At 68.3% G+C, this 11,609-nt stretch carries 13 protein-coding genes; 7 read left to right on the top strand and 6 right to left on the bottom strand.

Going from position 1 to position 11,609, the window contains the following annotated elements; translation table 11 throughout:
• The 4 genes from rplI to rpsF all read right to left on the bottom strand — a co-directional run bounded on the left by rplI (position 1) and on the right by rpsF (position 2,394).
• On the bottom strand, positions 1 to 564 hold the full coding sequence (rplI, locus tag GGC47_RS15195) for a 50S ribosomal protein L9 (protein ID WP_038367650.1): 564 nt from the start codon (positions 562 to 564) through the stop codon (positions 1 to 3).
• 31 nt (positions 565 to 595) lie between these two features.
• Positions 596 to 1,543 (bottom strand): DUF2232 domain-containing protein, encoded by a 948-nt coding sequence (locus GGC47_RS15190; RefSeq protein ID WP_112762123.1) that lies wholly within the window; start codon positions 1,541 to 1,543, stop codon positions 596 to 598.
• Positions 1,544 to 1,713: 170 nt separating this feature from the next.
• Positions 1,714 to 1,959 carry a 30S ribosomal protein S18 gene (rpsR, locus tag GGC47_RS15185; RefSeq protein ID WP_038367644.1) on the bottom strand — a complete coding sequence of 82 codons (246 nt, stop codon included), beginning with the start codon at positions 1,957 to 1,959 and terminating at the stop codon, positions 1,714 to 1,716.
• 3 nt (positions 1,960 to 1,962) lie between these two features.
• Positions 1,963 to 2,394, bottom strand: coding sequence for a 30S ribosomal protein S6 (rpsF, locus tag GGC47_RS15180; RefSeq protein ID WP_038367640.1), 432 nt, complete (start codon positions 2,392 to 2,394; stop codon positions 1,963 to 1,965).
• Positions 2,395 to 2,732: 338 nt separating this feature from the next.
• On the opposite strand from rpsF, the gene fabD reads away from it, so the two are divergent.
• The 7 genes from fabD to gmk all read left to right on the top strand — a co-directional run bounded on the left by fabD (position 2,733) and on the right by gmk (position 9,667).
• Complete coding sequence (gene fabD / locus GGC47_RS15175; protein ID WP_142020836.1) at positions 2,733 to 3,677, top strand: ACP S-malonyltransferase; 945 nt, start codon at positions 2,733 to 2,735, stop codon at positions 3,675 to 3,677.
• A gap of 63 nt (positions 3,678 to 3,740) precedes the next feature.
• Positions 3,741 to 4,478 carry a 3-oxoacyl-[acyl-carrier-protein] reductase gene (gene fabG / locus GGC47_RS15170; RefSeq protein WP_142020837.1) on the top strand — a complete coding sequence of 246 codons (738 nt, stop codon included), beginning with the start codon at positions 3,741 to 3,743 and terminating at the stop codon, positions 4,476 to 4,478.
• Between the two features lie 257 nt (positions 4,479 to 4,735).
• Positions 4,736 to 4,972, top strand: a complete 237-nt coding sequence (locus GGC47_RS15165) for an acyl carrier protein (protein WP_038367632.1) — start codon at positions 4,736 to 4,738, stop codon at positions 4,970 to 4,972.
• Between the two features lie 77 nt (positions 4,973 to 5,049).
• On the top strand, positions 5,050 to 6,321 hold the full coding sequence (gene fabF / locus GGC47_RS15160; protein WP_038367631.1) for a beta-ketoacyl-ACP synthase II: 1,272 nt from the start codon (positions 5,050 to 5,052) through the stop codon (positions 6,319 to 6,321).
• Between the two features lie 334 nt (positions 6,322 to 6,655).
• Positions 6,656 to 8,002 (top strand): endolytic transglycosylase MltG, encoded by a 1,347-nt coding sequence (gene mltG, locus GGC47_RS15155; protein WP_260368330.1) that lies wholly within the window; start codon positions 6,656 to 6,658, stop codon positions 8,000 to 8,002.
• Positions 8,003 to 8,134: 132 nt separating this feature from the next.
• Complete coding sequence (locus tag GGC47_RS15150) at positions 8,135 to 9,016, top strand: YicC/YloC family endoribonuclease (protein ID WP_142020839.1); 882 nt, start codon at positions 8,135 to 8,137, stop codon at positions 9,014 to 9,016.
• A gap of 3 nt (positions 9,017 to 9,019) precedes the next feature.
• Positions 9,020 to 9,667 carry a guanylate kinase gene (gene gmk, locus GGC47_RS15145; protein WP_038367626.1) on the top strand — a complete coding sequence of 216 codons (648 nt, stop codon included), beginning with the start codon at positions 9,020 to 9,022 and terminating at the stop codon, positions 9,665 to 9,667.
• On the opposite strand, the gene rsmA is transcribed toward gmk, so the two are convergent.
• The gene (gene rsmA, locus GGC47_RS15140; protein WP_038367624.1) at positions 9,640 to 10,512 is read right to left on the bottom strand and encodes a 16S rRNA (adenine(1518)-N(6)/adenine(1519)-N(6))-dimethyltransferase RsmA; all 873 of its coding nucleotides are present in this window, start codon (positions 10,510 to 10,512) and stop codon (positions 9,640 to 9,642) included. The genes gmk and rsmA overlap by 28 nt on opposite strands.
• On the bottom strand, positions 10,509 to 11,540 hold the full coding sequence (gene pdxA, locus GGC47_RS15135) for a 4-hydroxythreonine-4-phosphate dehydrogenase PdxA (RefSeq protein ID WP_370954226.1): 1,032 nt from the start codon (positions 11,538 to 11,540) through the stop codon (positions 10,509 to 10,511). Before pdxA ends, rsmA begins: the two co-directional genes overlap by 4 nt.
• Positions 11,541 to 11,609 lie beyond the last annotated feature (69 nt).

Genomic DNA, 11,609 nt, shown 5'->3' with positions numbered 1-11,609 from the left:
TCAGCGATCGTCGTCGCCGGCCTCGGCCAGCGCCGCGCCGACCTCGAGGCCGAGATCGTCGAGGTCGAACTCCTCGCGGGCGGTGACGTCCTCGCCGGCGGCCTGGCGATGAGCCTCTTCGGCCGAGCGGGCGACGTTGACAGTGACCGTGACGGCGACTTCCGGGTGCAGCACGACCGGGACGGTGTGCAGGCCGAGCGTCTTGATCGGGGTGTTCAGCGTCACCTGGCTGCGGGCGACGTTGAAGCCGTCCTTGGTCAGGGCCTCGGCGATGTCGCGGGTCGAGACCGAGCCGTAGAGCACGCCGGACTCGCCGGACTGGCGCAGGATGGTGACGCTCTGGCCGTTCAGGCGGGCGGCGACGGCATCGGCCTCCGACTTCAGCTCGAGGTTGCGGGTCTCGAGCTCGAGCTTCTGGCTCTCGAAGCGCTTCTTGTTGTCCTCGGTGGCGCGCAGCGCCTTGCCGCGGGCGAGCAGGTAGTTGCGGCCGAAGCCGTCGCGGACGCGCACGACATCGCCCATCTGGCCGAGCTTGGCGACGCGTTCGAGCAGGATCACTTCCATTTGTCTTCTCCTTACAGGTCTGGTCTGGTTTTCAGGATTGGGTAGGCGGAGGCGGCGACGCTGAACGCTTGCGCAGGCCGAACAGCGTGTCGGCGAGCCCGATGAGCGCGAGCAGCGGCGTTAGCAGGGCCTGCATCACGACGAGCGCGACATAGACCGAGATCAGCATCGGCGCCCGCCAGGGGCGGCCGCGCGAGATGTCGTGGAGCAGGCTCAAGCCGCAGAACATGAAGGCGGCGAGCAGGGCGCCTGTGAGGGCCATCGCCGCGACGCCGACGAAACTGCCGAGCGTGGCAAGGAAGGCAGAGGCGAGCAGCAGCAGCAGCGCGGGGCGCGGCAGCGTCGTGGCCGGGATGAAGGGCCAGGGCCGCGGCAGCCGGCCGGAGACCTTCACCGCGCGGGCGGCGAGCCAGAGATTGGCCGTGATCGTGGTGACGAAGGAAGCGCCGATGCCGAGCGGCACGGCGGGCGCGAGGCTCTGCGCCAGCTCGCCGACCTCGATGCCGGCCGGCAGGGCGATCAGACGGCCGCGCACCATCTCGTTCAGAAGATTCTCGATCATCCGCGCGATCACCGAGCGATAAGTCTCGTAGTCGGTGGTCATCACCAGCGCGCTGCCGACGGTCGCGAGCGCGGCGGTGGCGGCGATCCAGACCATGAGATTGCCGAGCGGGTACCATTCCGTCGTGCCCTGCGCATCGCCGCGTGCGAGCAAGGCGAGATAGCCGATCCACCAGGCCGGCAGGCCGATGATCAGGGCGAAGGCGACGCCGCCCGTCGGCGCCAGCGCCACCGCGACGGCGAGCGCGCCCGCGGCCGTGGCGAACAGCCCGGAGCGGTGGTTCCAGCCCAGCGAGGCGATGAAGATCGGGAGAGGAGCGGCCGAGTACAACAGTGCAGACAGCGGCGATCCGGTGATCACCACTGAGAAGAGCAGGGCCGCAACGAGGCCCGCGCCGATGCCGACAATCGGAATCATGGTCCGTCCTGCTGTCCCGCTGCTCGCTGGCCGTTCTGGCCCGGCAGGGTGAGAGGCTTCTCGCCTCAACGAACCCGGGGGAGTCTCACCGCCGGGCGACTGGTTGATCTTGAACGTGAAAGCCGGAGGCGCCGGGGCGCCTCCGGAAATTCCGAAATCCGCTTAGCGGATCAGCGGATGACGTAGGGCAGCAGGCCGAGGAAGCGGGCGCGCTTGATCGCCTGGGCGAGCTCGCGCTGCTTCTTGGCGGAAACCGCCGTGATGCGGGACGGCACGATCTTGCCGCGCTCGGAGATGTAGCGCGAGAGCAGACGGACGTCCTTGTAGTCGATCTTCGGCGCGCCCTCGCCCGAGAACGGGCAGGACTTGCGGCGGCGGAAGAAGGGGCGGCGGGCGCCGGCAGATGCGGTCGACATGGATCAGGCCCCCACTTCGGCGGTTTCGGTCACTTCGTCGTCACGACGCGGACGGTCACGGCGCGGGCCGCGCTCGAAACGGTCGCCGCCACGCTCGGGACGGTCGTCGCGATCACGCTTCTGGAGCATGGCCGACGGACCTTCCTCCAGCTCTTCGACCTTGATGGTCATGAAGCGCAGGATGTCTTCGTTGATGCGCATCTGGCGCTCCATCTCCAGCACGGCGGCGGAGGGGCCCTCGATGTTCAGCAGCGTGTAGTGCGCCTTGCGGTTCTTCTTGATGCGGTAGCCGAGGGACTTGACGCCCCAGTACTCGACCTTGCGGATGGCGCCGCCATTCGCTTCGATCACGCCCTTGAACTGCTCGACAAGAGCTTCGACCTGCTGCGCGCTGACATCTTGCCGCGCGAGCAGCACATGCTCGTACAATGCCATCTAGATTTGGCCTTTCTGTTTCACCCTGCTTCGCCCGGCGCGGAGCCCTCCGAGCCCTGGATAAGGCCCGACAGGATTTCATCGAAGGCGGAGACACAGGATGACGACTCCATCGAAGTCTGCGCGGCCTCCAAAAAGGCGCGCGCCATCCGTTCAGCCTCCGGCCGAACAAGCAGGAGGCGGTCGTTACAGTGTCCGGACCGCCATGGCAACCGGAATCTGACGGTAAAACCCGCCCACGGAGCGGAAAAGCTGGGCTCCGTGCTTGACTTGGCGGCGAAACCGTTGTGACAGCCGCGTCATAATACAAAAGTTTTGCAGGACGAGGCGTTCCCGACATGACGACAGCGTTGATCTTTCCCGGCCAGGGCTCCCAGGCCGTCGGCATGGGCAGGAGCCTGGCCGACGCCTTCCCGGTCGCGAAGGCGGTGTTCGACGAGGTCGACGCGGCCCTGTCGCAGAAGCTCTCTACCTTGATGTGGGAAGGCCCCGCCGAGGAGCTGACGCTGACGGCCAACGCCCAGCCGGCGCTGATGGCGGTCAGCCTCGCGGTGGTCCGGGTGCTCGAGGCCGAGGCCGGGCTCGATCTCGGGCGCGATGCCGCCTTCGTCGCCGGGCACTCGCTCGGCGAGTATTCCGCGCTGGCTGCGGCCGGGACCTTCTCGGTCAGCGACGCGGCCCGCCTGCTGCGCATCCGCGGCGATGCCATGCAGAAGGCCGTGCCGGCGGGGCAGGGTGCCATGGCGGCGCTGCTCGGCGCCGAGCTCGACCTCGCCCGCGAGATCGCCGCCGCGGCGGCGCAGGGCGAAGTCTGCGAGGCGGCCAACGACAATGGGGGCGGGCAGGTCGTGCTCTCCGGCGCGAAGGCGGCGATCGATCGCGCCATCGCGCTCGCCACCGAGCGGGGCGTCAAGCGCGCCATGCTGCTGCCGGTTTCCGCGCCCTTCCATTGCGCGCTGATGCAGCCGGCTGCCGAGGCGATGCGAGAGGCCCTGTCCAAGATTGCGATGCGGGCGCCGGTCGTGCCGGTGATGGCCAATGTCGGCGCCGCGCCGCTGAGCGACCCGGAGGCGATTCGCGCCTCGCTGGTGGCGCAGGTGACGGGAACCGTGCGCTGGCGCGAATGCGTGCAGGCGATGGCGGCGGCTGGCGTGGACGATTTCGTCGAGCTGGGCAGCGGCAAGGTTCTCGCCGGCCTGGTGAAGCGCATCGCCGCCGGGACCGCCACGGCCTCGGTCGGCACGGCCGAGGACATCGCCGCCTATAAGGCTCGCAAGGGCTGATCGGAAAGGTCCGGAGGAAATCCGGACGCTAAGACGGCAGAACGCCGGAAACGGGGAGTGGACATGTTTGATCTGACCGGCCGCAAGGCCCTGGTCACCGGCGCGACCGGCGGCCTCGGCGGAGCCATTGCGAGAACCCTTCACGCCCAGGGCGCGACCATCGCCATCTCCGGCACCCGGGCTGAAGCGCTGGAGGCCCTGGCGGCCGAGCTCGGCGAGCGGGTCGTGATCACGCCCTGCAACCTCGCGGACAAGGATTCGGTCGAGGCGCTGCTGCCGAGCGCCGAGGAGAAGCTCGGCGGGCTCGACATTCTCGTCAACAATGCCGGCATCACGAAGGACAACCTGTTCCTGCGCCTCAAGGACGAGGATTGGGACGCGGTCATCGCGATCAACCTGACGGCCGCCTTCCGGTTGTCGCGCGCGGCGGTGAAGTCGATGATGCGCAGGCGCTACGGCCGAATCGTCTCGATCGGCTCCGTCGTCGGCACGATGGGCAATCCCGGGCAGGGCAACTACGCCGCCGCCAAGGCCGGTCTCATCGGCATGTCCAAGGCGCTGGCGGCGGAGGTGGCGAGTCGCAACATCACCGTCAATGTGGTCGCCCCGGGCTTCATCGAGTCACCGATGACGCAGGCCCTGAACGAGAAGCAGCGCGAAGGCATTCTCTCGGACGTGCCGATGGGGCGGCTCGGCGCGGGCGCCGATGTGGCGGCGGCGGTCGCCTATCTCGCCAGCACGGAAGCCGGCTACGTGACCGGACAGACGCTTCACGTCAACGGCGGAATGGCCATGATCTGAACGGGTTGCGGCGCATTCTGGAAGCGTTCCAGAAGCCGTTCGACGCTCTCGCCACTGTGGACAGGGTGTGTTAACTAGCGCCGTCGCGCTGCCTTTCCGGCTCCTGGGGACTTGACGAAAACCCGGTTGTTGCGTTTGTGCAGGCTTCAAGCTTTCCGGATCGCGTGCATCATCACGATGGCGCGGCGGGTCGGAATGAAGATCCATATGCGCGTCGCAGCTCTGCGGTGCGTTTTCAGTTTCTAAGGAAGAGACCCATGAGCGATGTCGCCGAGCGCGTGAAGAAGATCGTGGTCGAGCACCTCGGCGTCGAGCCCGAGAAGGTCGTTGATAGCGCCAACTTCATCGAGGATTTGGGTGCGGACAGCCTCGACACCGTCGAGCTGGTCATGGCCTTCGAGGAAGAGTTCGGCGTCGAGATTCCGGACGATGCTGCCGAGACGATCGTGACGGTCGGCGACGCGGTCAAGTTCCTCTCGGCCAAGAGTGCCTGATTAGGCGCCTGATCGGGCGCTGATCGACCCAAGGGTCGTTTCATACAGAAAGTCTCATGGCTCCTCGTAGTGTTTCGATGCGGCGCGTCGTCGTGACCGGGCTCGGCATGGTGACGCCGCTCGGTTGCGGCGTCGAACCGACCTGGACGCGGATCCTTGCCGGCGCCAGCGGCGCCGGCCCCATTACCAGCTTCGACGCCAGCGACCTGCCGGCGCAGATCGCCTGCAACATCCCGCGGGGTGACGGCAGCGACGGGACCTTCAATCCCGACGACTGGATGGAACCGAAGGAACAGCGCAAGGTCGACGACTTCATCGTCTTCGGCATGGCTGCCGCCACGCAGGCGCTGGCGGATGCGGGCTGGAAACCGGAAAGCTACGAGGACCAGACCCGCACCGGCGTCGCCATCGGCTCCGGCATCGGCGGCCTCGGCGGCATCTATGAGGCCTCGCTCCTGCTCAAGGAGCGTGGCCCGCGCCGCCTTTCTCCCTTCTTCATTCCCGGCCGCCTCATCAACCTCGCTGCGGGCTATGTCTCGATCGAGCACGGGTTGAAGGGGCCGAACCATTCGGCCGTCACCGCCTGCTCGACCGGCGCGCATGCGATCGGCGACGCCGCGCGCATGATCGCGCTCGGAGATGCCGACGTCATGGTGGCTGGCGGCGCCGAATCGGCCATCAACCGCATCGGCATCGCCGGGTTCTGCGCCTGCCGGGCGCTCTCCACCAGCTTCAACGACACGCCCGAAAAGGCCTCGCGCCCCTACGACAAGGACCGTGACGGCTTCGTCATGGGCGAGGGGGCCGGCGTCGTCGTGCTCGAGGAGCTGGAGCATGCCCTGGCCCGCGGCGCGCGCATCTATGCCGAGGTTATCGGCTACGGCATGTCGGGCGACGCCTACCATATCACCTCGCCGGCCGAGGACGGCGACGGCGCCTATCGCTGCATGAGCATGGCGCTGGACCGCGCCGGTATCGCGGCTTCCGACCTCGATTACGTCAATGCCCACGGCACCTCGACGCCGCTCGGCGACGAGATCGAGCTGCGCGCTGTCGAGCGGCTGCTGGCGAACGCGCCGAAGCGCCCGTCGATGTCCTCGACGAAATCGGCGACCGGCCATCTGCTGGGTGCGGCGGGTGCCATCGAGGCGATCTTCACCGTGCTCGCCATTCGCGACCAGGTCGCGCCGCCGACGATCAATCTCGACAATCCCTCCGTCGAGACCGACATCGACCTGGTGCCGCATGTCGCCCGCAAGCGCGAGATCGAGTACGCTTTGTCGAACTCCTTCGGCTTCGGCGGCACCAACGCCTCGCTGGTGCTGCAGCGCTATCGGGCCGACGGCTGAAGCTCTCGCCGACCGGCTCCATCGCGACCGGGAGGCGCCGAGCTCGGGCTCACCCCGAGCATCTTGCGGCCTAGAGGCGCCCTTTTCGGCCGGAGATTCTCGGGCGCCGCGATGCGCTGCCCGCGGCCTTGCCCCGTCCCGACAGCGCGGTTTCGCCATAATCTTGGGTAGAGTTCGCGGCTGATGCTGCTGAAGGCGTGATTCCGCGTTCACAGCGGCGACGAAACCGGCTCTAATGCGGCCCCGGAGCCGATATGCCCGGTTCTTCATCCGGCACGATGCGGAGAACGCATCGTGCCGAGGTCGTCTATCCCGTGCTGCGAGCGCTGAAACTGTGAACGATACGCCCCGCGTCGCCCCAAAAAGCCCGAGCGAGGCCCTCAAGCCCGTAGCGCCACCGGCGCCGCCGCCGAAGGTGCGCCACCGGCGACGCAGCCCGTTCCTCTCCATGCTGAGCGGCTTGTTCACGCTCGCCCTCGTCGGCGCCGGCGTGGTCGGGGCCGGCATCGCCATCGTCTCCAACCAGAGCAAGTCGCCGGGTCCGCTGGCAAGCGACCGCGCGCTGATCATCCCGAAGGAGAGTGGGCTCACTGAGATCGCCGAGCTTCTGCAGCGCGAAGGGCTGATCGAGCATCCGCTCACCTTCCGCATCGCCGCCATCATCGGCGGTGACTGGCACAAGCTCCAGGCCGGCGAATACCTGTTCAAGGCGCGCGTCAGCCCGCAGGAGATCCTCGGCATCATTTCGAGCGGCAAGGTGGTCGAGCATTCGGTCACCATTCCCGAGGGGCTGACCAGCGAGCAGATCGTCGAGCGCCTGCGCGAGAACGATCTCCTGACCGGCGACATCACCCAGGTGCCGAAGGAAGGCTCGATCCTGCCCGACACCTATCGTTTCCCGCGCGGCTTCTCGCGGCAGGCCATCCTCGACCGCATGGCGCGCGACCAGCGTGTGATCCTCAGCCGGATCTGGGAGCGTCGCCCCGCCGACCTGCCGATCAAGACACCGCAGGATCTCGTCATCCTGGCTTCGATCGTGGAGAAGGAGACCGGCCGCGCCGATGAGCGTCCGCGCGTCGCCGGGGTCTTCATCAACCGCCTGAACCAGAAGATGCGGCTGCAGTCCGACCCGACGATCGTCTACGGCCTCGTCGGCGGCAAGGGCACGCTCGGCCGCCCGATCCAGCGCAACGAGATCACACAGGCGACGCCTTACAACACCTATGTCATCCCCGGTCTGCCGCCGGGACCGATCGCCAATCCTGGCCGCGCCGCGATGGAGGCGGTGGTCAATCATTCGCGCACGAAGGAGCTCTTCTTCGTCGCCGACGGCACGGGCGGCCATGTCTTCGCCGAGACGCTCGACCAGCACAACCGCAATGTCGGCCGCTGGCGCCAGATCGAAACGACGCGCCAGCAGCAGACCGGCAAGCCCCCGGCGGACAGCGTCGACAAGGTCGAGCCGCCTGCGGGCCCCGACAACCGCACCGAGGCGCCGGCGAGCGCACAGCCAGTCGCCGCGGGCGACGGCTCGGCTCCTGTCGCCCTGCCGGCCGGCGGCGTGGCGGGCACCCGAGCCCGGGCTTTCGACGCCTCGGAAGGCACCCCGCGCGATCCGCTGCTGAACAAGACCTTCGATCTCAACTCGCCCAAGCAGTTGCCGCAGCTCAAGATGCCCTGAGACATTCCCGGGACGGCTCGCCGTCCCCATCTTCCGCGCCGCTATGCTTGCGATGGCTGCGGCGCGCCACTACGGTCCCGCCGCATTGCGCCCGGCAGGGTGGCGGCAAGCGGATCGCAAAGCGGGGATTGAATGGGCATCGAGAGCATGACGGGCTTTGCCCGCGCGGCGGGGACAGCCGGCGTTCACGCCTGGGCCTGGGAAATCCGCAGCGTCAACGGCCGGGGACTTGATCTGCGCGTGCGGGTTCCGCCCGGTTTCGAGGTGCTGGCCGAGGCGGCCCGCAAGCGCCTGACGAGCGCCTTCTCGCGCGGCACGCTCCACGTCAACCTCTCCGTGACCAGCGATGCAGGGCCGCCGCGCCCCCGCGTCAACGAGACGGTGCTTGCGGCCCTGCTGGAGGCCATTGAGAAGCTGCCGCCGGCTGCTGGCATCAATCCGCCGACCTTCGACGGGCTGCTCGGCATCCGCGGCGTGGTCGAATACGCCGATGAGGCTCAGGATGCGCTCGGCGCCATCGAGAAGCCGGCACTCGCCGGCCTCGAATCGATTGCCGAGGCGCTGAAGGAGGCCCGTTCCGCCGAGGGACGGGCGCTGGAGACGATCGTGCTCGGCCAGGTCGAGACGATCTCGCGCCTGACGACGGAAGCCGAGCGACATCCTGCCCGCAGCCCGGAGGCCATCCGTGCCCGGATTGCCGCCCAGGTCGAAGCCCTGCTGGGCGCGGCCAACGGGCTCGATCCGCAACGCCTGCATCAGGAGGCTGCGCTCGTCGCGGTTCGCTCCGATATCCGCGAGGAGATCGACCGCCTCCATGCCCATGTCGGGGCGTTGCGGGAGCTCCTGGCGAAGGGCGGTCCCATCGGCCGCAAGCTCGATTTCCTCTCCCAGGAATTCGGCCGTGAGGCCTCGACGCTCTGCGCCAAGGCGAACGACCCCGGCCTCTCGCGGATCGGCCTCGACTTGCGCACGGTCGTCGACCAGATGCGCGAGCAGGTCCAGAATGTGGAGTGAGAGATGACGGCCGAGAGCCATCGCCCGGCCCGACGCGGCCTCATGCTGATCCTGTCCTCGCCCTCGGGCGCCGGCAAGACGACGCTCACCCGTAACCTCAAGAGCGAGAACAATCTCGACCTCTCGATCTCCGTGACGACGCGGCCGCGGCGCCCGTCCGAGATCGACGGCGTGCATTACCGTTTCATCGACCGCAACGCCTTCGACGCCATGCGCCAGCATAACGACCTGCTGGAATGGGCCGAGGTCCACGGCAACGGCTACGGCACGCCGCGCAAGGAGGTCGAGGCTTCGCTGGCGGCCGGGCGCGACGTGTTGTTCGACATCGATTGGCAAGGCACGCAGCAGATCGTCAAGAAGGCGCGCGCCGACGTGGTGACGATCTTCATCCTGCCGCCGTCGATGGCGGAGCTGCGCTCGCGCCTCGTGCGCCGGGCCGAGGATGCGCCGGAGGTCATCGCCAAGCGGCTGGCCAATGCCCGCGACGAGATCGCGCGCTGGAGCCAGTACGACTACGTCATCGTCAATGACGATCTCGACGCAGCCTACGAGTCGATCAAGGCGATCCTGACGGCAGAGCGCCTCAAGCGCAGCCGCGCGGTGGGGCTCGGTGCCTTCGTCGATCAGCTTCTGGCCGAGGAGCTGCCCTGAAGCTCTGCGGCGAGCGCGTTCGCGAGTCGCACGAAGCCGGAAACCGGCACTTCCTCCGCCCGCGCCGTCTCGGCGAGGCCGGCCGCCGCGAGGATGGGCGCCGGGTCCGGCAGCACGGCCTTCAGGCTCTGTCGCAGCATCTTGCGGCGCTGGCCGAACGCGGCGAGCGTCACCCGCTCCAGCAGGCGCCGGTCGCACGGTTCCGGCTCCTCGCGCGGCAGGAGCTGGACCACCGAGGAGGTGATCTTCGGCGGCGGCACGAAGGCGTCGCGCGGCACGTCGAACAGGATCTTCGTCCGGCAGCGCCAGTTCGCCAGCACGGCGAGCCGGCCGTAATCCGCCCGCTCTTCCGGCGAGGCGACGATGCGCTCGGCGACCTCGCGCTGGAACATCAGCGTGAGCGAGCTCCACCAGGACGGCCAGGGCTCGAGACTGAGCCAACCCACCAGCAGCGGCGTGCCGATATTATAGGGCAGGTTTGCGACGATGCGGGCGCGTTCGCCCTTCAGATGGGACGAGAGATCGACGGCAAGCGCATCGCCATCGACGACCTCCAGCCGCCCCGGATAGCGCGCCGCGATCTCGGCCAGCGCCGGCAGGCAGCGCCGGTCGCGTTCGATGGCGATGACCCGGCCCGCCCCGTTGGCGAGCAAGGCGCGGGTCAGGCCACCGGGGCCGGGGCCGATCTCGACGATCGTCTCGCCGTCGAGCGGGCCGGCGGAGCGGGCGATCCGGCTCGTCAGGTTGAGATCGAACAGGAAGTTCTGGCCGAGCGCTTTCTGGGCCATCAGCCCGTGGCGCTCCACCACCTCGCGCAGCGGCGGCAGATCGTCGATCTGGCTCATGGCTGGCCCGCCGCCTCATGGGCCGCGTCCCGCCGTCCGGCCATGCGCGCGGCAAGCCGCAGAGCGGCGCAGAGGCTGTCAGGCCTCGCAATGCCGCGCCCGGCGATGTCGAAGGCCGTGCCGTGATCGGGAGAGGTCCGGATGAAGGGCAGGCCGAGCGTGACGTTGACGCCCTCGTCGAAGGCGATGGTCTTGATCGGGATCAGCGCCTGGTCGTGATACATCGCCAGCGCCGCGTCGTAGCCCGCCCGCGCCCGCGCATGGAACATCGTATCGGCCGGATAGGGCCCGCGCGCATCGATACCCTCGGCCTGGAGCTGCGCGATGGCCGGCTTCACGATGTCCTCGTCCTCGCGCCCCATCGTTCCGTTCTCGCCGGCATGCGGGTTCAATCCGCTGAGGGCGAGCCGGGGGCTGGCGATACCGAATTGTTGACGCAGACCCGCCGCGACAATCCGGGCCGTGTCGACGATAAGCTTCGTCGTCAGCAGCTCCGGCACCCGTTGCAGCGGCACATGGATCGTGACCGGGATGACGGCGAGCTCCTCGCACCACAGCATCATCACCGGCAGAGGCTCGACCCCGCCCTCGGCTGCGAGATGAGCGAGATATTCCGTATGTCCGGGATGCTTGAAGCCGGCCGCGTAAAGCACTGATTTCGCGATTGGATTGGTTACGACTGCGCCAGCCTGTCCGGCCCGGACCGCCGCCACGGCCCGGTCGATCGAGGCAATCGTGGCCGCAGCCGAAACGGCATCGGGCCTGCCGGGCAGGACATCGACCGCCTGTGCGAGCGGGATCACCGGCAACGCCTCTTGGAAAACCGCGGGGGCCTCCTCCCAGGAGCATTCCCGGATTGGGATCGGCCATCCAAGCCGCTCGGCGGTTCGCGCGAGCTGCTCCGCATTCGCGATGCAGGCGAAGGCCGGCAGCGCGCGCTCTTTGCGTTCTTGCCAGGCACGCAGGCTGAGTTCCGGCCCGATGCCGGCGGGGTCGCCCTGGGTCAGCGCTAGCGGCAGGGTCGGCAAGGGACGCTCCGATGTCGCGGAAGCGCGGGCCATAGGGCTGCCCGCGTCGCTTTGCTTGAGCCGGATCCG

The organism is Allobosea sp. OAE752, from assembly GCF_050433265.1.
Lineage (GTDB): Bacteria > Pseudomonadota > Alphaproteobacteria > Rhizobiales > Beijerinckiaceae > Allobosea > Allobosea spartocytisi.
Note: the sequence above shows the minus strand (reverse complement) of the source record. Positions and strands in the feature narration are given on the sequence as shown.